Source organism: Streptomyces sp. NBC_00637 (assembly GCF_045161545.1).
Taxonomy (GTDB): Bacteria; Actinomycetota; Actinomycetes; order Streptomycetales; family Streptomycetaceae; genus Streptomyces.
On record NZ_CP109046.1, the window covers coordinates 7,599,108 to 7,623,834 of the forward strand.

The window sequence follows — 24,727 nt, forward strand, 5'->3', positions numbered from 1 at the left end:
GCTACGGCGACGGGACCCGACGCAGCGCCTCCGCCGGCATCGGTGACCCCTGGTCGGCCTGACGCGGATCAGGGTGGGCGTCCGCCGCCTTGCGCAGTACGGCGGACGCTCCTGCGGTGACCGGGTCGCCGTGCCCGAAGCAGGCCATGTCCGTGTCCAGCAGGGCCAGTCGGCGGAAGGACGCGAGGGCCTGTGGCCGGTCGTGGTGGAAGACGCCCGGCAGTACCGCGCCGTCGACGGGCGAGGCGGCGGCGCAGTCCCCGGTGAACAGCACACCGTGCCCGGGAAGCAGGACGGCGATGTTGCCGGCCGTGTGCCCGGGCATCCACACCACACGCGCCCCGTCACCGAACTCCAGGGCATCTCCGTCGGCCACCTCGGTGATCCGGCCGGGCCGCGCGAACTCCCCTTGCGGCAGGTGACGTTGTGCGGCAGCGTGCAGGGGGCGCTCCCAGTCCTCCAACAACCATTGGCGGTCCCGGCACTTCTCCGCGCAGGACGGCCGCCTCCGCCGTGTGCGCCACGATCTCCGATCCCGCAGAGGCCGCGAACTCGGCCGCACCGCCCGCGTGATCCGCGTGGCAGTGCGTGAGGACGATCCGCCGTACGGCCCCGGGGAGGTACCCGAGGGCCGTGACCGCCTCGGCGATCGGCCTGCCGGAGCCGGGCGGCCCCGCGTCGACCAGGGTCAGCTCGTCCCGTCACGCCAGAGACAGGCCTGCCCGACCTGGAACCTCAACAGGTGCAAGTGGGGGAGGAGTTCGATGACGTCCACGGGACGACCGTGGCGAGGGGCCCGCCCGGTGGACTCTGTTGGTCAATGCCTGGCCCTCCGTGAGGCCCGTCGGCATCAGGCGGCGGGCCTCAGCGCTTCGAAGCGGGAAGTGCGGGTGCCGATTCGCGGTGTGCCGCTGGTCCAGGTGTCGAGGCGCGAGAGGTTCATGGCGGCTGCGGCGAAGAGGTGCTGGAGGTGGGTCTTGGGCTGGCCGCGGTAGCGGGACCGGCGCAGGCCGTAGGGAGCCGGGCCTCCTCGACCCGGTGGCCGTAGCGGTCGAACCATTCCAGATCGACCCGGCCCGCCAGCCAGTCCGGCGCCACGGCCGCGATCGAATTCAAAGCGGCTCGCAGACTCTCCCCGACCAGGGCCAGCCGGTTCAGCCCCGTGATCGCTCCCAGCACCTTCGCGGAGTCGGTCCGCTGCCGTCCCGCGGTCTTCAGCAGCCCGCGTTCCCTGGCCAGACGCAGGACGAGATCGAAGACCTCGCCGGCCTTCTCACCTGCCAGCATCCGGGACCGGAACTCGCTGAGTACCGAGTAGTCGAACCCGGTGTCCATCAACTCCAGGCCGATCGCGTACTTCCAGTCGATCCGCGTGCGCACGGCGTCCGCCGCCTGCCGGTCGGACAGCCCCTCGGCGAACTGCAACACCGTGACCAGGGCCAACACGCCCGGTGCCACAGCCGGGCGTCCCCGCTCGGGATACAGGTCTGCGAACGCTTCCCCCGAGAAGACCTCGGCGAACTCCTCCCGCAGCCGCATAGCGAACGCACCACGAGGACACACCACCCGCGCAACCCGCGCGGTCTCCTCCGGGATCTCCCCCAGCCCCAGCACACGCAAAGACACCGACGCCCTCCCCAAACACAACGTTGGCCTTCACCACCCACAACCGGGCGGTGAAGGCCAACGTCACGCGAGGGGCCAGGCATTGACCAACAGAGTCCGGTGGGCGGGCCTCTCCGCCGACGGCAGAGCCGGTCAGCCGGCCGCGTAGTTGCGCAGGAACAGGGCTTCCGCCACCGAGAGCCGCTCCAGCTCGTCGGGGGACACGCTCTCGTCGATCGCGTGGATCTGCGCCTCCGGCTCGCTCAGGCCGATGAGCAGGATCTCCGCCTGCGGGTAGAGGGCGGCCAGGGTGTTGCACAGCGGGATGGAACCCCCTTGACCGGCGTACTGCATATCCTGGCCGGGGTAGGCGATCGCCATCGCGTCGGCCATCGCCGCGTACGCCGGGCTGGTGGTGTCCGCGCTGAACGCCTGGCCCTGGCCGATCTGTTCGGTGCTCACCCGCGCACCCCACGGCGTGTGGGCCTCCAGATGGGCCTCGAGCAGCTTCGTGGCCTCGGCCGCGTCCACGCCCGGCGGCACCCGGAGGCTGATCAGCGCACGGGCACCCGCCTGCACGGACGGGGTGGCGCCGACGACCGGCGGACAGTCGATGCCCAGGACGGTGACGGCGGGGCGGGCCCAGATCCGGTCGGCGACCGTGCCGGAACCGATCAGACCGACGCCGTCCAGCACCTTGGCGTCCTGGCGGAACTGCGCCTCGTCGTACTGGAGGCCCTCCCAGCGCGTGTCGTCGGTCAGGCCGTCGACGGTCGTCGAGCCGTCCTCCGCGCGAAGCGAGTCCAGCACGCGGATCAGCGCGCCCAGCGCGTCCGGCGCCGCCCCGCCGAACTGGCCGGAGTGCAGATTGCCCTCGAGGGTGTCGACCCGCACCCGCATCATGGTCATACCGCGCAGGGTGGAGGTGACGGTCGGCAGGCCCACCCGGAAGTTGCCCGCGTCGCCGATGACGATGGTGTCGGCCGTCAGCAGGTCGGGGTGCTGTTCGGCATAGCGCTCCAGGCCGCCGGTGCCCTGCTCCTCGGATCCCTCCACGATCACCTTCACATTGACCGGGACACCCCCGTTCGCCTTGAGGGCGCGCAGCGCGAGCAGGTGCATGATGACGCCGCCCTTGCAGTCGGCGCTGCCGCGGCCGTACCAGCGGCCGTCGCGCTCCGTCAGCTCGAAGGCCGGTGTCGTCCAGGCGGCCTCGTCGAGCGGCGGCTGCACGTCGTAGTGGGCGTAGAGCAGAACCGTCCGGGCACCGGCGGGGCCGGGCAGGAAGCCGTACACCGACTGCGTGCCGTCCGGGGTGTCGAGCAGGGCCACGTCCTGGAAGCCCTCGGCGCGCAGCGCGTCCGCGATCCAGTTCGCGGCGGCCTCGCTCTCGCTCTTGGGGAACTGGTCGAAGTCCGCAACCGACTTGAAGGCCACCAGCTCGGCGAGCTCCGCCCGCGCCCCGGGCATCAGCGAGGCGACGGTCTCGGCGACCGGATTCGACGACATGGGCACGCTCCTTGTGGGTGCGACGTTGTACTGGTGTGTACTGGTCCGTACGGGTGATCGTGCGAGCGTACGCGCCTGCCGGGATGTGGGGCGCGCACGCCGCCGATCCTCCCACAGCGGACCGTGGCGATCTCCGCCGTAGGATGCGGGGGACAGGTGCGGCAAGCGGCTTGATCAGGAGCAGTAGACCATCGTGAGCAGCGAGAACTCTCCGGCGGACGACGAGAACTCTTCGGCGGACGACGCGCGGCAGGTATGGGACGTCGTCGTGGTGGGCGCGGGCCCCGCAGGGGCTTCGGCCGCCTACGCGGCGGCGGTCACGGGACGGCGGGTGCTGTTGCTGGAGAAGGCCGAGCTGCCCCGCTACAAGACGTGTGGCGGCGGCATCATCGGCCCCTCCCGCGACGCGCTGCCACCGGGCTTCGAGCTGCCCTTCCGCGACCGGGTGCACGCGGTGACCTTCTCGAACAACGGGCGCTTCACCCGCACCCGCCGCTCCCGGCAGATGCTCTTCGGGCTGATCAACCGGCCCGAGTTCGACCAGCAGCTCGTCGAACACGCCCAGAAGGCGGGCGCCGAGCTGCGCACGGGCGTCACCGTGCAGCGGGTCGAGCAGCACGGCTCGGCGGTGCCGGACCGGCGCACGGTCGCGGTCGTCCTCCAGGGCGGCGAGACACTGCTGGCGCGCGCGGTCGTCGGCGCGGACGGCAGCGCCAGCCGTATAGGGGCCCATGTCGGGGTGAAGCTCGACCAGGTGGATCTCGGCCTGGAGGCGGAGATCCCGGTGCCGGAGACGGTCGCCGAGGACTGGAAGGGCCGGGTCCTCATCGACTGGGGCCCGATGCCCGGCAGCTACGGCTGGGTGTTCCCCAAGGGGGACACGCTGACGGTCGGTGTCATCTCGGCGCGCGGCGAGGGCGCGGCGACCAAGCGCTATCTGGAGGACTTCGTCGGGCGGCTCGGCCTCGCCGGGTTCGAGCCGAGCATCTCCTCCGGCCACCTGACCCGCTGCCGGGCGGACGACTCCCCGCTGTCGCGCGGGCGGGTGCTCGTGTGCGGTGACGCGGCGGGGCTGCTGGAGCCGTGGACCCGCGAGGGCATCTCCTTCGCGCTGCGCTCGGGCCGGCTCGCCGGTGAGTGGGCGGTCCGTGTCTCCGAGGCGCACGACGCGGTGGACGCCCGCCGCCAGGCGCTGAACTACGCCTTCGCGATCAAGGCGGGCCTCGGGGTGGAGATGAGCGTCGGCAAGCGGCTGCTCAGCCTCTTCGAGCGCCGTCCCGGCCTCTTCCACGCCGCCCTCACCGGTGTCCGCCCGGCCTGGCGCGCGTTCACCGACATCACCCGCGGCCGGACGACCCTGGGCGAGCTCATCCGCTCGCATCCGATGGCCCAGCGCGCCCTGACCGCCGTGGACCGGCGACAGGCGGCGGCCGCCGGCCGGGCGGCCGAGGAGAGCGACTCCTGACCCGAGGGCCGCGGATCACCGTCGGTTGGTGACGGTGATCCGGAAGACCGGGTGGTCAGGGGCGATACGGCGCATCTCGGCGTCCGGGGAGTCCGGCCCCACGCCGTTGAAGAAGACGCCGACCTCGGCCTTCCAGCGCTTGAGGTAGGCGCGCAGCAGCGGCGTCTTGTCGTCGTCGGCGACCTCGACCGCCGTGAACTCCTCCACGTTCTTGCCCAGGCGCAGTTCGCCGCCGCCCACCGCGCGCATGTTGTGCGTCCACTGGACGTGCCCGCGCGGCGCGATCAGGTACTGCTGCCCGTCCACGGTCAGCAGGTTTACCGGCGTGGTCCGCCACTCGCCGCTCTTGCGGCCGCGGACCGCCAGGACCCGGGACCCCCACACGCTCAGGCCCCGGCGGGTCAGCCAGGCCACGGTGCGGTTGAGGACGTTGACGGTGAACCAGCCGGGCTTCTGCACGTGGGACGACATGGCTGCTGACATGGCTACTGCCTCCAGAACGGAAAGTGTGAGCACTGCTCTCGCTCGGTTCGAGTCTGACGTAAGTCACCACCGAAAGCAAGAGCGGTGCTCTCTATTCTGTGCGCCGATCCACTTTGGGTGCGGTGCTCTGCATTCGTGGCACACTGGCCCGCATGAGCAACACCGTTCGAGGGGCACGCGCCCGCGCCAGGATCGAAGTCACCGCAGCCATCAAGGACGAGGCCGGCAGACAGCTCGCCTCCGAGGGGGCGGCCAAGCTCTCGCTGCGTGCCGTGGCCCGTGAGCTCGGCATGGCCTCCTCCGCGCTGTACCGCTACTTCCCGAGCCGCGACGATCTGCTCACCGCGCTCATCATCGACGCCTACGACTCCCTCGGCGAGGCCGCGGAGGCGGCACACGCGGCCGTCGTCGACGCGGGCCCGGGCGCCGCTCCCGTCGACCGCTGGGTCGCGGTCGGCGAGGCGGTGCGCGGCTGGGCGCTGGCGCATCCCCAGGAGTACACGCTCATCTACGGCTCGCCGGTGCCGGGCTACAGCGCGCCCCAGACGACCGTCCCGGCCGCCGCCCGCGTCGGCCTGCTCCTCATCGACATCGTGCGGGACGCGCACCGGAGCCACGCACTGGAGGTGCCGCTCCTGACGGACGAACTGGTCCCCGAAGCGGTCCGGATGGGAGCCGACCTCGCCCCCGACCTCCCGCCGGGGGCGGTCGCGGCACTCGTGGCGGCGTGGGCCCAGCTGTACGGACTGGTCGGGTTCGAGCTGTTCGGCCAGTTCCACCGGGTCGTGGAGGAGCGCGAACCGTTCTTCAGATACGCGGTCACGCGCCTCGCCCACGAGGTGGGACTCCGCTAGGCGCCGCACCACGCGGCCAAGCCGCCACGCCACCGCGCCACCGCGTGGCCACAGGGCGACACGGCCGCTCCGGGGGGTCGCGTACTTCCGGGGGAGTACGCGTGATCACCTCGCCCGGCGGACGCCCGGGGCGCCCGGCGGCGTCTAGCGTGGCGGGCATGGAAGACGAGCGGACGCAGGGGCGCGGCGGCCCGGGACAGGGGTGGTCGCACCCGCTGCCGCCCTGGCTGCGGCGTCGGCGGGGCCGCTGGGAAGACCACGCGGGCGGTGCGGACGAGGGGTCCCGCGCCGCGCGATGGCCCTGGCTTTCCACCGTGCTGCTCACCGCCTTCGTCCTGGTCGGCTCGCACTTCGCCGCTCACGCGCAGGAGGGTGAGCGGGCGCCGCTCGACGCTTTCGCGCGCGTGCTGCTGGTGCTCGCCTGTGGACTGCTGCTCTGGCGGCAGCGATACCCGGTCGCCGTCGTGTTCGGCACGGCGACCACCGTCGCGGTCTACCTGGGCGCCGGTTACCCGTACGGGCCGGTCTTCCTGACCGTGGCGGTGGCCTGCTTCACCGCCGTCGTCGCCGGGCACCGGCGGGCCGCCTGGACGGCTCTCGGTCTGCTCTGGGCCGTCCACCTGCTGGTCGCGCACTGGCTCTACCGGTGGCTGCCGCCCGCCGGCGACGACCCTGCCCCTTTCGGACAGGAGATCGTCGTCGCGGGATGGGCCGTGGCCATCGTGGCGATCGCGGAGCTGGCCCGGATCCGGCGCGAACAGCTGGCCCGCGATCGGGTCGAGCGCGCCCAGGCCGCCCGGCGCCGCGCCGACGAGGAACGGCTGCGGATCGCCCGCGAACTGCACGACGTCCTCGCCCACAGCCTCTCGGTCATCAACGTGCAGTCGGGCGTCGGCCTGGCGCTCCTCGACTCCGACCCGGAGCAGGCGCGCACCGCGCTCACCACCATCAAGTCCGCCAGCAAGGAGGCGCTGGGCGAGGTACGTCAGGTGCTCGACAGCCTCCGCACGCCGGGGGACGCTCCCCGTACCCCCGCCCCCGGCCTGGACCGGCTGCCCGAACTCGTGGAACAGGCGGCGCGCGCGGGCCTCACGGTCGAGGTGGCCGGGCGGCCGCCCCGGTTGTCGCCGCACACGGATCTCGCCGCCTTCCGCATCGTCCAGGAGGCCCTCACCAACGTCGTACGTCACTCGGGTTCGCGTCACGCGCGAGTACGGCTCGATCAGGGTGACGGGACGCTGCGGCTGCGTATCGACGACGGCGGTCCGGCCACCGGTGCCGACGCGGGCGGCAGCGGCAACGGTCTCGCCGGGATGCGGGAGCGGGCCGCGGCCCTCGGTGGCACGATCGAGGCGGGACCGCGCCCCGACGGCGGCTTCCGGGTCCTCGCCGTCCTGCCCACGAGCGCCGGGGAGGACCGGTGAACGGGGCAGGTGGGGCTCACGCGCCGCACGGGACGGGTCGGGAGGCGGGTGGGACGCCCGAGCCCGGGACAGGTCGGGTGCACGGGTCGGAACCGGCGAACGGGTCGGGACCGACGAACGGAGTGGTCCCGGTGTGGAAGGCAGGCCCGGCGAACGGGGCAGGCCCGGGAAACGGGGTGGACCCGGTGAACCGGGTGGACCCGGCGAACGGGGTGGGACCGGTGGACGAGGGAGGCACGGTGATCCGCGTACTGCTCGCCGACGACCAGTCGTTGGTCCGGGCGGGGTTCAGGGCCCTGCTGGACGCGCAGCCCGACATCGAGGTGGCGGCCGAGGCCGCCGACGGGGAGGAAGCGGTGCGCGCGGTGCGTGAACTGCGGCCCGACGTCGTGCTGATGGACATCCGGATGCCCCACCTCGACGGTCTTGCCGCCACCCGCCGGGTCACCGACGACGCGGCGCTCTCCCAGGTCAAGGTCATCATGCTGACCACCTTCGAGCTCGACGAGTACGTCTTCGAGGCGATCCGCTCGGGCGCTTCCGGCTTTCTGGTCAAGGACACCGAGCCGGAGGAACTCCTGCGTGCCGTCAGGGCGGTGGTCGCCGGCGACGCGCTTCTCTCGCCGGGAGTCACCCGCCGTCTCATCGCCGAGTTCGCCGCCCGCTCCAAGGAGCCCGCGGTGGCCGACGCGCTGAGCCGGCTCACCGAGCGGGAACGGGAGGTGATGGCGCTGGTGGGGATCGGTCTGTCCAACGAGGAGATCGCCCGCAGACTGGTGGTCAGCCCGCTCACCGCCAAGACGCACGTGAGTCGCACGATGGTGAAGCTGGGCGTCCGGGACCGGGCCCAACTGGTCGTCCTGGCCTACGAGTCGGGGCTGGTCCGGCCGGGCTGGCTGGGCTGAGCGCCCGTTCGCAGGCGGAGGAGCACGGACACGACCCGGACCATGAACACCACGGGCGCGAGCACCAGGCCCGCCCGCAGCAGCGACGTCTCCGCCAGGTGCGGCAGTTCGAACAGCAGCGCCGGACCCGCGACCGCCCCGAAGAGAACCGCCGCCGCGAACACCGCGCTGCACAGCGCGTATCCGATCTCGACGGTGATCATGTCCCGTTCGGCCTGGGTGCGCCGTCCCCCGTGCTGCCTCATACGGCGAGTCTCACAGGTGTGCGCCCGGCGAGGCAATCGGCCCCGCCGGGCGCACTCCTGGAGGCGGATCCCCCCCGGCCTGTCTGCCGGGACGGGTCCTAGTCGCGGGCCCCCACGGGCTCCGCGTCCGCCTCCACCACGGTGGACCTGGCGATCACGACCGAGTTCCGGGCGCGCCGGGTGCGCAGTCCGGGGAGGGTGACGAGCAGCCCTGCGGCGGCTACGGCCGTCACCACCGCGAGTCCGGGCCGGTAGCTGTCGAGGACGGCCTGCGGGGTGGGGTCGGCGGGGGCGCCCGCGGTCACCACCGCGGTCACCACGGCGAGGAAGATCGCGCCGCCCACCTGCACGGAGGTGTTGAGCAGCCCCGACACCATGCCCTGCTCGTGGTCCGCGACGCCGTTGGTGGCCTGGATGTTGAGGGAGGGGAAGACCAGGGCGCAGGCCGCGCCGATCAGCAGCATGGTCGGCAGGATCACCGCCGCGTACACCGGGTCGAGGTCGACGCGCAGGAACAGCGCGTATCCGGTGACCATGAAGGCGAAGCCCGCCGCGATCAGCCGCGGGGTGCCGAACCGGTCGACGATCGCGCCCATCCTGGTCGAGGACACCGCGACCAGCGCGCCGGCGGGCAGGAAGGCCAGTGCCGTGTGCAGCGCCGACCAGCCGAGCAGTGTCTGCATGTAGAGGGTGGCCAGGAACTGGAAGCCGACGTACGAGCCGAAGAAGGCCATCGCGCCGAGCTGGGCGCGGATCTGGCTGCCGGAACGCAGGACACCGAGCCGGATGAGCGGGCCTGCCGAGCGGCGTTCGACGAGGACGAAGACGGTCAGCAGGGCGGCGACGGCGAGGAACGACAGCAGCGTACGCGCGGAGGTCCAGCCGGACTCCGGTGCCTGGACCACGGTGAAGACCAGCAGGAGCATCGACGCGGTGCCGAGGACGGCGCCGGGCACGTCGTAGCCGTTGTGGTCCTTCTCGCGTGTGCTGCGGGGCAGCAGCTTCAGACCGGCGGCCAGCGCGATCAGCGCGATCGGCGCGGGCAGCAGCATGGTGAGGCGCCAACTCGCCTCGGTGAGCAGGCCGGAGAGGACCAGGCCCATCGAGAAGCCGGTGGCGGCGCAGGTGGTGTAGATGGAGAGCGCCCGGTTGCGCAGCGGGCCCTGCGGGAACGTCGTGGTGATGATGGACAGGCCGGCCGGGGCGGTGAAGGCGGCGCTCAGGCCCTTGATGAACCGGCTCGCGATCAGCAGCGGACCCGAGTCGACCAGCCCGCCGAGCAGCGAGGCCAGCGCGAAGACGCCGAGGGCGATCAGGAAGACCTGACGGCGGCCGAGCAGATCGGCGGCGCGACCGCCGAGCAGCAGCAGGCCGCCGTAGCCCAGGATGTAGCCGCTGACGATCCATTGCAGGGTCGAGGTGGTGAGGCCGAGGTCGGAGCCGATGGACGGCAGGGCTACGCCGACCATCGACACGTCCAGCGCGTCCAGGAACATCGCGGCGCACAGCACCAGCAGAGTGCCCCACAGCCGCGAGGTCCAGCGGCCCTCGGGGAGAGAGGACGCGGGGGAGGGGAGCGGAGAGGTCATGACGGAGACACTACATGCGTATGCATCGAATGCAAGAGCATTTAATTCCGATGCAATGATTGACTTTCTCTGCTACGGTGCGGCGCATGGCGGCGACGAAGCGCGAGGCCGAGGCCGAGCAGGCCCTCGTGGACCAGTGGCGGGACATGCTGGCGCTGCATGCGCGGACCCAGTGCGAACTCGACCGGGCGCTGCATCAACACGGCTTGTGCGGCAGCGACTTCGAGGTGCTCGACGTCCTCGCGGGGTCGGCGGCGCCGGACGGCTCGTGCAGTTACCGCGTCCAGGAGATCGCCGAGCGGGTCCATCTGAGTCAGAGCGCGCTGTCACGGCTCGTCGCCCGCCTGGAGAAGGACGGTCTGGTCGAGCGTGGCATGTGCGCGGAGGACCGCAGGGGAGTCCGGGTCGCGCTCACCGGGAAGGGGCGCGCGCTGCACGGCGACGTACGGCCGGTGCAGCGCGCGGTGTTGACCCGGATGCTGGCGGACTGACCGCGCCCACGCGTCAGTTGACGGCGGACTTCTCCCGCCACAGCGTCGCGAGGGCGGCGTCCCCGGTCACGGTGGGAAGCGGCAGCCGGTTCCACAACGACAGATAGAGCAGTGCCGCGGGACCGGACACCTCGCAGTCGGCGTCCCCCTCGTCGTTCCGCTCCGTCGCGGGCGGCTCCGACGACAGACGTACGGTCCACACGGCGTCGGCCGTGTCCGTCGCCCGCACCCGCAGGACCCGTGGCTCCTCGGTGCGCACCCGGCTCTTGGCGCGCGCGTGGAACCCGCGCAGCAATTCGTCGACGCCGTCCGCCGCGAAGCCGGCGGTGAAGTCCCGGGCGGTCTCCTCGGGTGCGCGGCCACGGGCCGATTCCGCGTCCACGCGATGCACGGCCGTCTCGTGCGCCTGCCGCCTGGCCCAGAACGCGAGCGGTGAAGGGGCGGACAGGAAGTGCCAGCAGAGCAGGTCGGGCGAGGCGCAGGACAGGGTGTCGACGAGCCGCAGATGCCCCTCGCGGAACCAGTCCAGCAGCGCGTCGCCGTCGAGCTCCGGCGGTTCACCGAAGGGGCGGAACGAAGGGTCGCGCTCGGCCACGAACGACGTCGCCCAGCGGTGGACCGTACCCGTGTGCCGCAGCAGGTCCCTGACCTGCCAGTCGGGACAGGTCGGCACCTTCGCGTCGGGGCCCGCCTCCGCCGCCGCGGAGGCCAGCGACCGGCCTTCCCGGTCCAGGACGCGGATGAACTCGTCAGTCTCCATGAGGGGGAGTGTGCCGGATGGAGTGCGGTCGAGGGGAGGGGCGGCGGTCGTCAGCCGGCCGTCGCCCGGCGGGTGGTGAAGCCGATCAGCGCGGCCACCCCGGCCAGCACGGCCACGCTGGTGAGCGCGGCGGGCAGGGAGAACCAGTCGGCCATGAAGCCGATGGCGGGCGGGCCCAGAAGCATGCCGCCGTAACCGAGCGTCGAGGCGGTGGCGACGCCGCTCGGGCCGGCCAGGGCGCCGGCGCGTTCGACGGCCACCGGGAAGAGGTTGGCCAGTCCGAGTCCCGCGACCGAGTAGCCGAGCAGAGCGGCCCACAGGGCCGGGGCGAGCGCGCCGAGCAGCATCCCCGCCGCCGCGACTCCGCCGCCGATCACGACGGTACGGGTGCGGCCGAGCCGTTCGAGGAGGGTGGTGCCGGTGAGCCGGCCGACCGTCATGGCGAGCGCGAAACACGAGTACCCGGCCGCGGCGGCTCCGGCCGACGCTCCCAGATCCTGTCGCAGATGCAGGGCGCCCCAGTCGGCGAGGGCTCCTTCGCCGTAGGCGGTGCACAGGGCGATCAGACCGAAGACGATCACGAGACGACGGGTGCGGGGTGCCGACCGGTGCGGGGCCGCCTTCGCGGACGCCGGGCCTCCCTGATGGGCGGGGGCATCCGCTGGACCGGCGGGAGCACCCTTGCTTTCGGCATCCGTGGGCCCGGCGATGGCGGGCTCGGGTGGCCGGGGCGGCTCCTGCCGGAGCAGCGTGGGTGCCGCGAGCGCGGTGACGAGCAGGCCGATGATCCCCAGGCCGAGCAGATGGCGCGTCGGGGACAGGGATCCCGCGACCAGCCCGCCCAGCCCGGCGCCGATCATGCCGCCCAGGCTGAAGGCCGCGTGGAAGGTCGGCATGACCGGCCTGCCCAGCGCCGCGACCAGATCGACGGCGGCGCTGTTGAAGGCGACGTTGATGCTGCCGTACGCCGCGCCGAACAGCAGCAGTACGGCGCCGAGTGCGGCGGCTGAGTGGGTGAGCGGGGGAAGTGTGACGCTGAGGGAGAGCAGGACCGCGCAGACCACGGTGACCGGGTGGCTGCCGTAGCGGCCGCACAGCCGCCCGGTGAACATCATCGTGATCACCGCGCCCGCCGAGACGCCGAGGAGCGCGAGCCCGAGGGTGCTGGGGGAGGCGCCGGTCTGTTCCTTGATGGCCGGGATCCGGACGACCCAGCCGGCGAAGACGAAGCCGTCCAGGGCGAAGAACGTGGTCAGGGCGATACGGAGCCGGGTGAGATCGTCGCCCCGGCCCCGTACGGCGTCGTCGCGCGTTCGGGATTTGTTTATTTGCGACACAAAATGAGGCTAGGGGGTCGCCCGAGGCTGAACAAGGCCGTCACCGTCGTACGCTCCGCCACCGGACCCGGCGGCGAGGACGTGCTGCCGTCGCCGTCGCCGATCGCCGGTGTGGCCGCAGGCGCGTGGCCGCCGACGCGCCGCCGCCGTGGCCGTCGGCGGGCGGCCTGGGGGACGGGCCGGTGGAGGACGCCCGGGGTCTCGGCGTCACGTCGTCCCGGTGGCGTGCGTGTCCCGGTGTCCGTCGTCACGGCAGCAGGCGTCGCTCCTTGGCGACCGCCACCGCGCCCGACCGTGTCTCCACCCCCAACTTGCCGTAGATCCTTCCGAGATGGGTCTTGACCGTGGCCTCGCTGATGAACAGCGCCCGGGCGATCTCCCGGTTGCCCAGTCCGCGGGCCAGCTGAGCGAGGATCTCGTGCTCACGGGCGGACAGGGCGGGGCGCGGACTGCGCAGCCTGGTCAGCAGGCGGTCGGCGACGGGGGCCGACAGCGCGGTGCGGCCGGTCGCCGCGGTACGGATCGCCGCGAAGAGCTCGTCCGGCCGTTCGGCCTTGAGCAGGTAACCGGTGGCGCCCGCCTCGATGGCGCGGGTGATGTCGGCGTCGGTGTCGAACATCGTGAGCACCAGGACCCGAGGACCCGCCTGCGGCCCGCCGGTCAGCCGCCGTGTGGCCGTCACGCCGTCCATGCCGCCGTCGAGCTGAAGATCCATCAGTACGACGTCGGGGCGCAGTCGGGCGGCCAGGGCCAGTGCCTCTTCGCCGGTGCCCGCCTCGCCGACCACCTCGATGCCCTCGGCACTGGACAGCAGGGCGCGCAGTCCGGCCCGGACGACGGCATGGTCGTCGCACAGCAACAGCCGGACGGCCGGCGGGGGCACGGACGCGCTCACGGGACGGGCTCCTTGTGAAGATCGGGGACGAACGAGGTCAGGGGCACGGCGACGGTGACGACCGTGCCCTCGCCCGGGGTGGACTCGACGCTGAGCGTGCCACCCGCCTGACGGGCGCGGATGCGCATGGCGGGCAGCCCGTGCCCGCGCGTGCGGTCGCGTTCCGCCACCGGTGCGCTGTCCGCAGGAGCGCCGTCCGGCGTGCCAGGGGGAGTGTGACGACGGGTGGCCGGCGCGAGGGCACCGGGGGCGCCGCGCGAGTCGGCCGGTCCGCCCGGCTCCGGTCCCGGCCCTGGCCCCGGGCCCGGCTGCGGTCCCGGCCCCGGGCCCGGCTCCGGTCCCGGCCCGAATCCGCGCCCGTTGTCGGCGACGTCCAGTGAGACGAGGTCGTCCAGGCAGGTCAGGGTCAGGACGCCACGGGTGGCGGCGGCGTGTTCGCGTACGTTCGCCAGCGCCCCCTGAGCGATGCGCATGAGCGCGGCCTCGACCCGTTCGGGCAAGGGGCCCGGGTCGCCGTCGAGCCGGAACTCCAGGGCCAGGCCCGGCTCGCTCTCCCGTGCGGCGAGCAGCGCGAGCGCGTCGGGGAGCGTGTGCCCGGCGAGGTCGGCCGGCGCCAGGTCGTGCACGAAGCGACGCGCCTCGGCGAGGCCCCGCGTGGAGATCTCGGCGGCCTCGCGCAGATGGTCCCGTGCCGCGTCCGGATCCGAATCCCAGACGCGTTCGGCCGCGTGCAGCAGCATCCGCTGACTGGACAGGCCCTGGGCGAGGGTGTCGTGGATCTCGGTGGACAGCCGCTGACGCTCCGCGAGGACGCCCGCCTGCCGCTCGGAGGCCGCGAGGTCGCGCCGGGTACGCACCAGATCGTCGATCAGCACGCGCTGCCGGGCCCCCTGGCGTTGCAGATGGACCATCACGGCGGTGGCCACGGCGGCGACGGCGGGCGGGGCCAGGACCATGTTGGGATTCAGCGCGCCGTCGGCAACGCGTACCTCCGAGATCACGACCAGCGCGGTGAGCACGGCAGCGAGCGGCACCGCGACGCGGGGCGGCAACGCGTGCAGGCCCGCGAACAGCAGCGGCATCGCGCACCAGGTCGCGCTCGGCGCGAGCACCAGCAGTACCAGCCAGACGGCCGACACCGTGCCCAGCCACGCCAGATGGCGCGAGGTCGCCGCGGAACCGGGCCGGGGCGCCGGGGCCAGGAACCGCCCGAGGACGTGCAGCACGCAGAACGCCGCGTACAGCGCCACCACCCAACCGGTGTGCGCTCCCACCCAGCCGGTGTGGGCCCCGCCCCGGTCGCGGCTCAGGAAGCGCACGAACGAGGAGCCGAGCAGCACGAAGAACGCGAGGTGCACGACCGTGCCCAGCCATCGCTCGTCCGGATCGGTGTGTCTCATCCTCCGTGTCTAACGCGACGCACGTCCGGCCGCATCAACCGATCGGCTGACATCCGGCTCGCCCGAACCGCCCGGCGGGCCGAGACGGTCGGACGACGCGGTCGCATCCGTGCGCCGCGAGGCTGGAACCGGATCCCGCCGCACCGTGCGGGAGGCGCCGTTCGGGAACCGCGTGCACGCCGGGAACGGTGCGATCGCAGGGATTCCGCGACCGTCACGACCCTCCGGAAACATCGCTCGGAAAGGCCGGGAACCGCATGCCCGCCAAGAAACTCACCGTCAACCGCGCTACCTTCGGGCACCGCCTCGGGTATGCCCTGCGTCACCCCGACCGGGTGCCCCGCCATGTCGCCCGCGCGGCCCGGGACCTGTGGCTGAGCCACCGCCACCAGGACCACGTCTCGTACTACCGCGCGGTGATGCGCTCCGACACCCGCGCCGATCCGGACGCGGCGGTCGGCAGCCGCAACCGTGAACGCTGGCTCGCCCTCGGCGCCATGCAGTTCGACTACCTGCTCGGACACGGTCTGCGTCCGGAGCACCGCATGCTGGAGATCGGCTGCGGCAACCTGCGGGGCGGCTGGCGGTTCATCCGGCACCTGGAACCCGGGCACTATCACGGCGTCGACATCTCACCCGACATCCTCGTGGCCGCGCAGGACACGATCGTGGAGAGGGGGCTGCAGCAGCGGCTCCCGGCCCTGACGCCGGTGCGCGACCTGACGCTGCGGTTCCTGCCCGAGGCCCGCTTCGACGTGGTGCACGCGCACAGCGTCTTCTCGCACTCGCCGCTCCCGGTCATCGAGGAGTGCCTGGCCAACGTGGGGCGGGTGCTCGCGCCGGGCGGCTTCTTCGACTTCACCTTCGACCGCACCGAGGGCGAGGAACACCAGGTGCTGCGGGAGGACTTCTACTACCGGACCGACACCCTGCTGTCCCTGGCCGAGAAGCACGGCCTGCGGGCCCGCTTCATGGACGACTGGGAGGAACTCCCGCACGGCCAGTCCAAGATCCGCGTCACCCACGGGACCTGACCGACCCGAGCCGGCCCGAGAGGGGAACATAGGGGCATGCGGATGCACGGAGCGCGACTGCGGGCCCTGGCGGGAGCGGTGTTGGTGGTGAGTGTCGCGGTGGCCTGCGGCGGGCAGGGAGACGCCGGCGGGTCGGCCACCGTCACCCCTGTCGCGCCCGCCACCGGGGCGGGAACCGGCACCGGCACCGAGTCCTCGCCGACCGTGCCGTCCCCCCGGTTCGACGCGGAGATCGGGCTGCCCGACGGCCGACGGGTGGGCATGGCGTACGTCGAGGGACGCGGTCTCGTGGAACGGCACCGGGACGCGCACACGGGGGTGTGGAGCGCGCCGCACGTGGTGTACGCGACCGCGACCGACCGCTGCCAGAGCCTCACGCTCAAGGCGTTCGGCGCGAGGGTCGCGGTCATCGCGGACTGGGGCCCGTACTGCTACGACGGCGAACCGCCCATGGAGTCGCTCGCCGCCGTCGGCACGGCGGACCTCACCCGGTGGGACACGGACCTCACCACGAGCTTCGACGGCTGGTCGAAGGTCGCCCCCTGGGGCGACTCCGGGGGCCTCGCCTTCACCAGATCCTCCAGCGAGTCGCTGACCCGGCGCCGCTGGAGCGGAACGGACGGCTTCGCGAAGGTCGAGGAGATCCCGCGCTGACCAGCCGCCCGCTCTTCCGCATCCGGGTGATCACGAACAGCGAGCGTCGCGGGCTGACTTGGTGTTTTACAGTGGCTCTCGCCAGTCCAGGAGACTCCGGAACCTGTGAGGTACACGCCCATCATGTCGACAGAAACGTTTGAGTTCCAGGTAGAGGCCCGACAGCTGTTGCAGCTGATGATCCATTCGGTCTACTCGAACAAGGACGTCTTTCTCCGCGAGCTCGTGTCCAACGCCTCCGACGCGCTGGACAAGCTGCGTCTCGCCGCGCTGCGGGACGACACGCTCGACGCCGACGTCTCCGACCCGCACATCGAGATCGAGACCGACGCGGACTCCCGCACCCTGACCGTGCGGGACAACGGCATCGGGATGTCGTACGACGAGGTCGGCCGGCTGATCGGCACGATCGCCAACTCGGGGACGGCGAAGTTCGCACAGGAGCTGCGCGAGGCCCAGGAGGAGGCCGGGGCCGAAGGGCTCATCGGGCAGTTCGGTGTCGGTTTCTACTCCGGTTTCATGGTGGCCGACGAGATGACGCTGTTGACCCGGCGGGCCGGCGAGAGCCAGGGCACCCGCTGGTCGTCGCGCGGTGAGGGCACCTACACCCTGGAAAGGGTGGACGACGCTCCGCAGGGCACCACGGTCATGCTGCACCTGAAGCCGGCTGACACCGACGACCAGCTGCACGACTACACCGCGGAGCGGACGATCAAGGAGATCGTCAAGCGCTACTCGGACTTCATCACCTGGCCCATCCGGCTGGTCCCGAAGGCGGTCGACGGCAAACCCGCCGACACCGGCGACACCACCGACACCGAGGGGACTCCCGGCACCGCGTCCGAACCCGAGACGCTGAACTCGATGAAGGCCCTGTGGGCGCGCTCGCGCGACGAGGTGTCCGACGACGAGTACCACGAGCTGTACAAGCACATCAGCCACGACTGGCGCGAGCCGCTGGAGACCGTCCGGCTCCAGGCGGAGGGCACCTTCGAGTACCAGGCGCTGCTGTTCCTCCCGTCGCACGCCCCGCACGACCTGTACAACCAGAACTACCAGCGTGGTGTGCAGCTGTACGTGAAGCGCGTCTTCATCATGGACGACTGCGAGGCGCTGCTGCCGCCGTACCTGCGCTTCGTCAAGGGCGTCGTCGACGCGGCGGACCTCTCGCTGAACGTCTCCCGCGAGATCCTCCAGCAGGACCGGCACATCCGGATGATGCAGCGCCGGCTCACCAAGAAGGTCGTCTCCACGGTCAAGGACATGATGACCGCGGCCCCGGACCGCTACGCGACCTTCTGGCGGGAGTTCGGCGCCGTCCTCAAGGAAGGACTCCTGAGCGACTCCGACAACCGCGACACCCTCCTCGCCGTCTCGTCGTTCGCGACCACGCACAGCACGGACGAACCGACCACGCTGAAGAGTTACGTGGAGCGGATGAAGGACGGACAGGACGCCGTCTACTACCTGACCGGCGAGTCGCGGCAGAGCATCGAGAACTCCCCGCACATGGAGGCGTTCCGGGCGAAGGGCATCGAGGTCCTGCTGCTCACCGACCCGGTCGACGAGGTGTGGGTCGACGCCGTGGGCGAGTTCGAGGGCAAGCCGCTGCGGTCCGTCGCCAAGGGTGAGGTCGACCTCGGCGGGGAGGACGACGAGAAGGCCGACGGCGAGCGCGAGAAGCAGGGCGAGGAGTACGCCGGTCTGCTCGGCTGGATGAAGGAGCAACTGGGGGAGGACGTCAAGGAGGTGCGGCTGTCGTCCCGCCTCACCGTGTCCCCGGCCTGCATCGTCTCCGACGCGCACGACCTCACCCCCGCGCTGGAGAACATGTACCGCGCGATGGGGCAGGAGGTGCCGCGCGCCCTGCGGATCCTCGAACTCAACCCCGATCACCTGCTCGTGAAGGGTCTGAACCAGGCCTACAAGGAGCGGGAGGACCGCACGGGGCTCGCCGAGACCGCCGAACTGCTGCACGGTCTGGCGGTCCTCGCCGAGGGCGGGCGTCCCAAGGAGCCCGGACGGTTCGTGAAGCTGGTCGCGGACCAGCTGGAACGCGCGCTGTGACCGACGTCGTGGACCGGCTGGAACGCGCGCTGTAACCGTCGTCGTAGGTCACGGCGGCGCGGCCGGGCAGAGCCTTCTGCCCGGCCGCGCCGCTCCACGCCCACCCCGCTGCCCGGCCCTTCTGCCCGGCCCTTCTGCCCGGCCCATGCGCACGGTGTTCCCCGCCCGGTCCTTTCACGGCGCGCACACCGATGTGGTCTCCGCCTCCGACGTCGCCGCCCACGACCCGGCGCCGGGTGACGTCAGACGAGGAGGACCCTGATTCCGGCCTCCTCGAACCGGTCCACCGTCGCCGCGTCGGCCGCCGTGTCCGTGACCAGGGTGTCCACCGCGTCGGCCGCGCAGATCCGGGCGAACGCCCGCCGCCCCAGCTTGCTGGAGTCGGCCGCCACGACCACCCGCTCGGCACGCTCGCACAGCAGGCGGTCGACCGCCGCCTCCGTCTCGTCGTGCGCGGCGGCGCCGTGCGTCGCGTCGAAGGACACGACACCGAGCACCGCCACGTCGAGGGTGATCTGACCCAGCACCCCGTCCGCGAGCGGCCCGACGAGCTCGTACGACTGCGCGCGTGCCACGCCGCCGGTCACCACGATCTTGAACTGGGGCCGCACCGCCAGCTCCGCCGCGATGTTCAGCGCGTTGGTGACCACGGTCAGCGCGGGCGCGCCGGACGCCAGATCGCCGCGCACCGCCAGCGCGCGCGCCACCTCCGTGGTCGTCGTGCCGCCGGTCAGCCCGACCGCCTCGCCGGGCGCGACCAGATCGGCGACGGCCCTGGCGATCCGTTGTTTCTCGGTGGCCTGCCGGGCCGTCTTGTACCGCAACGGCAGCTCGTACGACACCCCGTGCACCACCGCCCCGCCCCGTGTGCGCAGCAGCATCTGCTGCTCGGCCAGTTGGTCGAAGTCACGGCGGATCGTCGCCGCGGAGACGGCCAGTTCGGCCGCCGCGTCCTCGACGTCCAGCCGGCCGCGCTCGACGAGCAGCTCCAACAGCGCCTTCCAGCGGGCGTCACGTGACATCGACGGTCTCCGTTCGCATGCTTGAAGTTGTTCGAATGATGGCTCTATCTTGCATGAACACGCAGGAGCAGTCACCGTCGGGGAGAGGTGGGGCATGACCCACGTCGAGGACGAACTGACCGACCAGCCCGACTGCTGGGCCCGTGCCGCAGCCGAGGTCTCCCGGTACGCGGGCGAGTTGCCGGTGCCGGGGGAGCGGGTGGCGATCGTCGGCTGCGGCACCTCGTACTTCATGGCCCAGGCGGCGGCCGCCCTGCGCGAGGGCGCGGGGCACGGCGAGACCGACGCCTTCGCCGCCTCGGAGTTTCCCCACGCCCGCGCCTACGACCGGGTCGTCGCCCTGACCCGGTCCGGCACCACCACCGAGGTCCTCGACCTGCTCGGCCGGCTGCGCGGACGCACCCGCACGACCGTGATCACCGCCGACCCGGACACCCCGGTCGTGGAGTCGGCCGATCACGTCGTGGTCCTGGACTACGCCGACGAACGCTCCGTCGTGCAGACCCGGTTCGCGACCACCGCGCTCACCCTGCTGCGTGCCGGGCTGGGCCTGCACCGTGCCGGCGTGGTCGCCGACGCCCGGACCGCGCTCGCCGAACCGCTTCCCCCGGGGCTCGTGGACTGCGGGCAGTTCACCTTCCTCGGACGCGGCTGGACCGTCGGTCTGGCGAACGAGGCCGCGCTGAAGATGCGCGAGGCGTCGCTGTCCTGGACCGAGGCCTATCCCGCGATGGAGTACCGGCACGGCCCCATCAGCATCGCCACCGGCTCCACGGCGACCTGGATGTTCGGCGAGGCGCCCGAGGGGCTGGCCCACCAGGTGGGCGCCACCGGCGCGTTGTGGGTGCCGGGTGGGCTGGACCCCCTCGCCGAACTGGTCCGCGCCCAACGCCTGGCGGTGGCCGTCGCGGCCGCCCGCGGGCTCGATCCGGACCGCCCGCGCCACCTCACCCGCTCGGTGATCCTCGCCCCCTGAGCCCCCGTCTCCCGAAGAGGAGCTGCCGTGCCGCTCACCACCACCGGCGAACTGGTCGTACGGGCGCACGCGGCCCGAACCGCCGTGGCCGCCTTCAACATCATCACGCTGGAACACGTCGAGGCCGTCATCGCCGGCGCCGAGTCCGCGGGCGCGCCCGTCGTACTCCAGGTCAGCGAGAACGCCGTCGCCTACCGCCGGGGGCAGCTGCTCCCGCTCGCGCGCGCCGCCGCCGTGGCCGCCGAACGGGCCGCCGTCGAGGTCGCGTTGCACCTCGACCACGTCCAGAGCGACCCCCTGCTCCACCGGGCGGCCGACGCGGGCTTCAGTTCGGTCATGTACGACGCCTCCCGCCTGCCGTACGAGGAGAACCTCGCCGCGACCCGTGCGGCCGTCGAGCTCGCGCATTCCCAAGGGCTCTGGATCGAGGCCGAGTTGGGGGAGATAGGCGGCAAGGGCGCGCATGCGCCTGGGGCCCGCACCGACCCGGTCGAGGCCCGCGCGTTCGTGGCCGACTCCGGGGTGGACGCCCTGGCCGTCGCCATCGGCAGCGTCCACGCGATGACCACCCGCACCGCCGTCCTCGACCACGCACTGCTCGAACGGCTCCGCACCGCCCTCGACGTGCCCCTCGTCCTGCACGGCTCCTCCGGAGTCCCGGACCGCGAACTGACGACCGCCGTCACGGGCGGCATCGCCAAGGTCAACATCGGCACGGCGCTCAACCAGGCGATGACCGGCGCGATCCGCGCCCACCTGGGGGCACATCCGGACGCGGTCGACGCCCGCGCCTACCTGGGTGCGGGCCGGGAGGCCATGGCACGCACCGTCGAGCGGATCGTCACCGGCGTGGGTCTCACCCTCGCCTGACCGCCTTCAGCACCACGAACTTCCGGTCGCCGGCGACCAGTTCACAGTTGCCGAACAACCGCTTCAGCTTCCCGTGGTAGCCCAGGTGCCGGTTGCCCACCACCCACAGCTCGCCGCCCGGCCGCAGTGCGCGTCGAGCCCCCGTGAACATCCGCCAGGCCGTGGCGTCCGTCGTCGCCTGGTGGGAATGGAAAGGCGGGTTGTTCAGCACCACGTCCACACTGCCGTCCGCCACCCCCGCCAGCCCGTCCCCGACCCGGAACTCGGCGTGTCCCGGCACCCCGTTCGCCTTGTACGTGGCCTCCGCCGACGCCACCGCCTGGAACGACTCGTCCGTGAACAGCACCTCGGCCTCCGGGTTGGCCAGCGCCACCGCCGTACCGACGATCCCGTTGCCGCAGCCCAGGTCGACGACCCGGCGGGCGCCGCTGGTCCTCGGCAGGTGCTTCAGGAGGAACCGGGTGCCGATGTCGAGCCGGTCGGCGCAGAACACGCCCGCGTGGTTGACGACCGGACGGCCGGGAAGGGCGCCGCCGACGTCGTCGGGAAGGTCGTAGGAGCAGGGCCACGGATTGGCGGGACGGCGCAGCGACGGGTCCGGGGCACAGAAGACGAGCCGGGCCTTCTGCTCGGCGAGCGAGGTCCGGGTCGGCCCCAGGATCCGCTCGAACAGCCGCAGCGTCGACGTGTGGATCTCCTTCACCATCCCGGTGCCGACCACGACCGTGTCCGCGTGCACGGCGGGCGCCAGCCGCAGCAGCTGGTCCTCCAGCAGCGCCAGGCTCTTGGGCACCCGGATGAGGAGCATGTCGATCCGCTCCGGCACCGGGTCCCGGGTGGTGAGCAGCCGGACCGCGCCGGTCTCGACACCGGCCCGCGCCAGGTTCGCCCGGGTCGCCTCCTGGCCCAGCCAGGAGTCGGTGATCTGCGTCGGGCGGTACGCCGCGAGCGCGGTGACCAGCGCGCCCCAGCGGTCGCCGAGCACCACCACCGTGCCGGTTGGCGGGACGTCCCGCTCCGCGAGGTGTCTGAGCAGGTAGGCGTCGGACGCGTCCCAGGCGCGCAGCGTCTCGCGTGGATCCTCGGGGTGGCGGGCCAGCGTGACCTCGCCCCACGGAGTCGTCATACGGTCGTTCATCGTGCTGCAAGGCTAACCGAGCAGCAGCTCAGACCCGGTGTCGGACCCATGGCGGAGGATGGATCCATGGACTCCGAGCTGTTTCCGCGGGAACGTGCGCAGGTCGCGGCGGGCGCGGTGCATGTGCCCGACTGGGTGGACGCGGCGCACCAGCGCGAGCTCCTGCGGGCGTGTCGGGACTGGGCCCGCCCGCCGGCCGGCCTGCGCACGGTCCGTACGCCCGGCGGCGGCACGATGACCGCCCGCCAGGTCTGTCTGGGCTGGCACTGGTACCCGTACGCCTACGCCCGGACCGTCAGCGACGGTGACGGCGCCCCCGTCAAGCCCTTCCCCGCCTGGCTGGGCGAGCTGGGGCGGCGCGCGGTGGCCGACGCGCTGGGACCGGCGCGGGCCCGCGGAGCCGCGTACGACATCGCGTTGATCAACTTCTACGACGGCGACGCCCGTATGGGCATGCACCGCGACGCCGACGAGAAGTCCGACGCGCCCGTGGTCTCGCTCAGCCTCGGCGACACCTGCGTCTTCCGCTTCGGCAACCCGCACACCCGGACCCGGCCCTACACCGACGTCGAGCTGCGCAGCGGCGACCTGTTCGTGTTCGGGGGGCCGTCGAGGCTCGCGTACCACGGGGTGCCGCGGGTCCTGCCGGGCACGGCGCCGGCCGGCCTCGGCTTGACGGGACGGCTGAACATCACGCTGCGGGTGAGCGGCTTCCCCGGCGCCACCTGAGGAACGGATCATGGGAGACTCGCTCTCATGAGCGGCAAGGCGGACCCCCGGCCGGCGGGGGATGGGACCACCTCGAGAGCGCGGCTGGACCGGGGGCGCGGTGCGCTCGGGCCCGCGTTGGAGCTCGTGCACACCGGGCGGGCGCCCACCCGGGCGGTCCTCACCGCCGAACTCGGCGTCACCCGCGCGACGGCCGGCGCGGTCGCCGCGGAGCTGGAGGCGCTGGGCCTGATCAGGGTCGACGCGCGTCCGGGCGCCGCCGCCGGTTCGCAGGGCCGCCCCTCGCACCGGCTCGAGGTCGCGGAGGAGGGCCCGGTCGCCCTCGCCGCGCAGGTCCACGCAGACGGGTTCCGGGCCGCACTGGTCGGTCTCGGCGGGCGGATCGTCGCCACCACGCCCAGCTGCGAGACCGTCGACGCCGACCCGGCCAAGGTGCTCGGCGCGGCCGTCGACGCCGGCGCCGAACTGCTGCGGCAGACGGGCCTTCCCTGTGTGGGTGCCGGACTCGCCGTGCCGTCCGCGGTCACCGAGCCCGAGGGGCTGGCGCTGAACCCGCTGCACCTGGCGTGGCCGGTGGGCGCGCCCGTGCGGGAGATCTTCGCCGAGCGGATCCGCGCCGCCGGTCTGACCGGCCCGGGGTTCGTGGGCAACGACGTCAACCTCGCCGCCCTGGCCGAGCACCGGCACGGCGCCGGACGCGGCGCCCGCGACCTGCTGTGCGTGGCCACCGGGCACCGGGGTGTCGGTGGCGCGCTGGTCCTGGACGGCCGTCTGCACACGGGTAGTTCGGGCCTCGCGCTGGAGGTGGGCCATCTCACCGTCAACCCCGAGGGCCGCCCCTGCTACTGCGGCAGCCGGGGCTGTCTCGACGTCGAGGCCGACCCGCTCGCCCTGCTCACCACCGCGGGCCGCGATCCGGGCCCCGAGGGCTCCCTGCTCCAGCAGGCCAACGAGCTGGTGCGCGAGGAGTACGGCGACCCGGTGGTCCGCATGGCCGCCGAAGCCCTGATCGACCGGCTGGGCCTGGGTCTGGCCGGTCTGGTGAACATCCTCAACCCCGACCGCATCATCCTCGGCGGACTGCACCGCACGCTGCTCGACGCCGACCCCGACCGGCTGCGTGCCGTGGTCGCCGACCGGAGCCTGTGGGGCCGCAGCGGCGGCGTGCCGATTCTCGCCTGCTCGCTCGATCACAACAGCCTGGTCGGCGCGGCCGAGTTGGCCTGGCAGCCGGTACTGGACGATCCCCTGAGGGCGCTGGGCCGCGTGTGACCC

At 72.6% G+C, this 24,727-nt stretch carries 23 protein-coding genes and 1 pseudogene; 12 read left to right on the forward strand and 12 right to left on the reverse strand.

The features are described from left to right. Position 1: 1 nt before the first annotated feature. The 3 genes and pseudogenes from OG440_RS33495 to OG440_RS33505 all read right to left on the reverse strand — a co-directional run bounded on the left by OG440_RS33495 (position 2) and on the right by OG440_RS33505 (position 3,114). Positions 2 to 775 (reverse strand): annotated as a pseudogene (locus OG440_RS33495) (MBL fold metallo-hydrolase). A gap of 164 nt (positions 776 to 939) precedes the next feature. After that, positions 940 to 1,626 (reverse strand): transposase, encoded by a 687-nt coding sequence (locus OG440_RS33500; protein WP_406010490.1) that lies wholly within the window; start codon positions 1,624 to 1,626, stop codon positions 940 to 942. 132 nt (positions 1,627 to 1,758) lie between these two features. Beyond that, positions 1,759 to 3,114, reverse strand: coding sequence for a dipeptidase (locus OG440_RS33505; protein WP_406010491.1), 1,356 nt, complete (start codon positions 3,112 to 3,114; stop codon positions 1,759 to 1,761). Between the two features lie 193 nt (positions 3,115 to 3,307). Between OG440_RS33505 and OG440_RS33510 the strand changes: the two genes are divergently transcribed. After that, positions 3,308 to 4,579 (forward strand): geranylgeranyl reductase family protein, encoded by a 1,272-nt coding sequence (locus tag OG440_RS33510; protein ID WP_406010492.1) that lies wholly within the window; start codon positions 3,308 to 3,310, stop codon positions 4,577 to 4,579. Between the two features lie 15 nt (positions 4,580 to 4,594). On the opposite strand, the gene OG440_RS33515 is transcribed toward OG440_RS33510, so the two are convergent. Continuing rightward, on the reverse strand, positions 4,595 to 5,050 hold the full coding sequence (locus tag OG440_RS33515) for a nitroreductase family deazaflavin-dependent oxidoreductase (protein ID WP_406011530.1): 456 nt from the start codon (positions 5,048 to 5,050) through the stop codon (positions 4,595 to 4,597). Between the two features lie 164 nt (positions 5,051 to 5,214). Between OG440_RS33515 and OG440_RS33520 the strand changes: the two genes are divergently transcribed. From OG440_RS33520 to OG440_RS33530, 3 genes are all read left to right on the forward strand, one after another. After that, positions 5,215 to 5,916, forward strand: a complete 702-nt coding sequence (locus tag OG440_RS33520) for a TetR/AcrR family transcriptional regulator (protein ID WP_406010493.1) — start codon at positions 5,215 to 5,217, stop codon at positions 5,914 to 5,916. 158 nt (positions 5,917 to 6,074) lie between these two features. Beyond that, positions 6,075 to 7,340, forward strand: coding sequence for a histidine kinase (locus tag OG440_RS33525; RefSeq protein WP_406010494.1), 1,266 nt, complete (start codon positions 6,075 to 6,077; stop codon positions 7,338 to 7,340). A gap of 239 nt (positions 7,341 to 7,579) precedes the next feature. After that, on the forward strand, positions 7,580 to 8,245 hold the full coding sequence (locus tag OG440_RS33530) for a response regulator (protein ID WP_406011531.1): 666 nt from the start codon (positions 7,580 to 7,582) through the stop codon (positions 8,243 to 8,245). Here OG440_RS33530 and OG440_RS33535 read toward each other — a convergent pair. Next, the gene (locus tag OG440_RS33535) at positions 8,206 to 8,490 is read right to left on the reverse strand and encodes a DUF6332 family protein (RefSeq protein ID WP_406010495.1); all 285 of its coding nucleotides are present in this window, start codon (positions 8,488 to 8,490) and stop codon (positions 8,206 to 8,208) included. The two genes, OG440_RS33530 and OG440_RS33535, sit on opposite strands and share 40 nt — an antisense overlap. A gap of 98 nt (positions 8,491 to 8,588) precedes the next feature. Next, positions 8,589 to 10,079, reverse strand: a complete 1,491-nt coding sequence (locus OG440_RS33540) for an MFS transporter (RefSeq protein WP_406010496.1) — start codon at positions 10,077 to 10,079, stop codon at positions 8,589 to 8,591. 86 nt (positions 10,080 to 10,165) lie between these two features. Here OG440_RS33540 and OG440_RS33545 point away from each other — a divergent pair, with 86 nt between their 5' ends. After that, positions 10,166 to 10,570, forward strand: coding sequence for a MarR family winged helix-turn-helix transcriptional regulator (locus OG440_RS33545; RefSeq protein ID WP_406010497.1), 405 nt, complete (start codon positions 10,166 to 10,168; stop codon positions 10,568 to 10,570). 13 nt (positions 10,571 to 10,583) lie between these two features. Here the strand turns inward: OG440_RS33545 and OG440_RS33550 are convergent, their stop codons facing one another. From OG440_RS33550 to OG440_RS33565, 4 genes are all read right to left on the reverse strand, one after another. After that, positions 10,584 to 11,330 (reverse strand): maleylpyruvate isomerase family mycothiol-dependent enzyme, encoded by a 747-nt coding sequence (locus OG440_RS33550; protein ID WP_406010498.1) that lies wholly within the window; start codon positions 11,328 to 11,330, stop codon positions 10,584 to 10,586. A gap of 50 nt (positions 11,331 to 11,380) precedes the next feature. Beyond that, positions 11,381 to 12,667: an MFS transporter gene (locus tag OG440_RS33555; RefSeq protein ID WP_406010499.1), complete on the reverse strand. Its 1,287-nt coding sequence runs from the start codon at positions 12,665 to 12,667 to the stop codon at positions 11,381 to 11,383. 247 nt (positions 12,668 to 12,914) lie between these two features. After that, positions 12,915 to 13,562: a response regulator gene (locus OG440_RS33560; RefSeq protein ID WP_406010500.1), complete on the reverse strand. Its 648-nt coding sequence runs from the start codon at positions 13,560 to 13,562 to the stop codon at positions 12,915 to 12,917. After that, on the reverse strand, positions 13,559 to 14,962 hold the full coding sequence (locus OG440_RS33565; RefSeq protein ID WP_406010501.1) for a sensor histidine kinase: 1,404 nt from the start codon (positions 14,960 to 14,962) through the stop codon (positions 13,559 to 13,561). Before OG440_RS33565 ends, OG440_RS33560 begins: the two co-directional genes overlap by 4 nt. 257 nt (positions 14,963 to 15,219) lie before the next feature. On the opposite strand from OG440_RS33565, the gene OG440_RS33570 reads away from it, so the two are divergent. From OG440_RS33570 to htpG, 3 genes are all read left to right on the forward strand, one after another. After that, positions 15,220 to 15,996: a class I SAM-dependent methyltransferase gene (locus tag OG440_RS33570; protein WP_406010502.1), complete on the forward strand. Its 777-nt coding sequence runs from the start codon at positions 15,220 to 15,222 to the stop codon at positions 15,994 to 15,996. Positions 15,997 to 16,032: 36 nt separating this feature from the next. Further along, positions 16,033 to 16,650: a hypothetical protein gene (locus OG440_RS33575; RefSeq protein WP_406010503.1), complete on the forward strand. Its 618-nt coding sequence runs from the start codon at positions 16,033 to 16,035 to the stop codon at positions 16,648 to 16,650. A gap of 123 nt (positions 16,651 to 16,773) precedes the next feature. Continuing rightward, positions 16,774 to 18,717 carry a molecular chaperone HtpG gene (htpG, locus tag OG440_RS33580; RefSeq protein WP_406010504.1) on the forward strand — a complete coding sequence of 648 codons (1,944 nt, stop codon included), beginning with the start codon at positions 16,774 to 16,776 and terminating at the stop codon, positions 18,715 to 18,717. Between the two features lie 242 nt (positions 18,718 to 18,959). Here the strand turns inward: htpG and OG440_RS33585 are convergent, their stop codons facing one another. Next, on the reverse strand, positions 18,960 to 19,739 hold the full coding sequence (locus OG440_RS33585) for a DeoR/GlpR family DNA-binding transcription regulator (protein ID WP_406010505.1): 780 nt from the start codon (positions 19,737 to 19,739) through the stop codon (positions 18,960 to 18,962). 94 nt (positions 19,740 to 19,833) lie between these two features. Between OG440_RS33585 and OG440_RS33590 the strand changes: the two genes are divergently transcribed. Together OG440_RS33590 and OG440_RS33595 are read left to right on the forward strand one after the other, a co-directional pair. Continuing rightward, positions 19,834 to 20,715 (forward strand): SIS domain-containing protein, encoded by an 882-nt coding sequence (locus OG440_RS33590; RefSeq protein WP_406010506.1) that lies wholly within the window; start codon positions 19,834 to 19,836, stop codon positions 20,713 to 20,715. Positions 20,716 to 20,742: 27 nt separating this feature from the next. Beyond that, on the forward strand, positions 20,743 to 21,585 hold the full coding sequence (locus OG440_RS33595; RefSeq protein WP_406010507.1) for a ketose-bisphosphate aldolase: 843 nt from the start codon (positions 20,743 to 20,745) through the stop codon (positions 21,583 to 21,585). Here the strand turns inward: OG440_RS33595 and OG440_RS33600 are convergent. Further along, a complete protein-coding gene (locus OG440_RS33600; RefSeq protein ID WP_406011532.1) occupies positions 21,572 to 22,711 on the reverse strand; it encodes a methyltransferase in 1,140 nt (379 codons plus the stop codon). The two genes, OG440_RS33595 and OG440_RS33600, sit on opposite strands and share 14 nt — an antisense overlap. A gap of 78 nt (positions 22,712 to 22,789) precedes the next feature. Between OG440_RS33600 and OG440_RS33605 the strand changes: the two genes are divergently transcribed. Together OG440_RS33605 and OG440_RS33610 are read left to right on the forward strand one after the other, a co-directional pair. Next, entirely contained in the window at positions 22,790 to 23,452 is a 663-nt protein-coding gene (locus OG440_RS33605) for an alpha-ketoglutarate-dependent dioxygenase AlkB family protein (protein ID WP_406010508.1), read from the forward strand. 27 nt (positions 23,453 to 23,479) lie between these two features. After that, positions 23,480 to 24,724: an ROK family protein gene (locus OG440_RS33610; RefSeq protein WP_406010509.1), complete on the forward strand. Its 1,245-nt coding sequence runs from the start codon at positions 23,480 to 23,482 to the stop codon at positions 24,722 to 24,724. Positions 24,725 to 24,727: the final 3 nt, after the last annotated feature.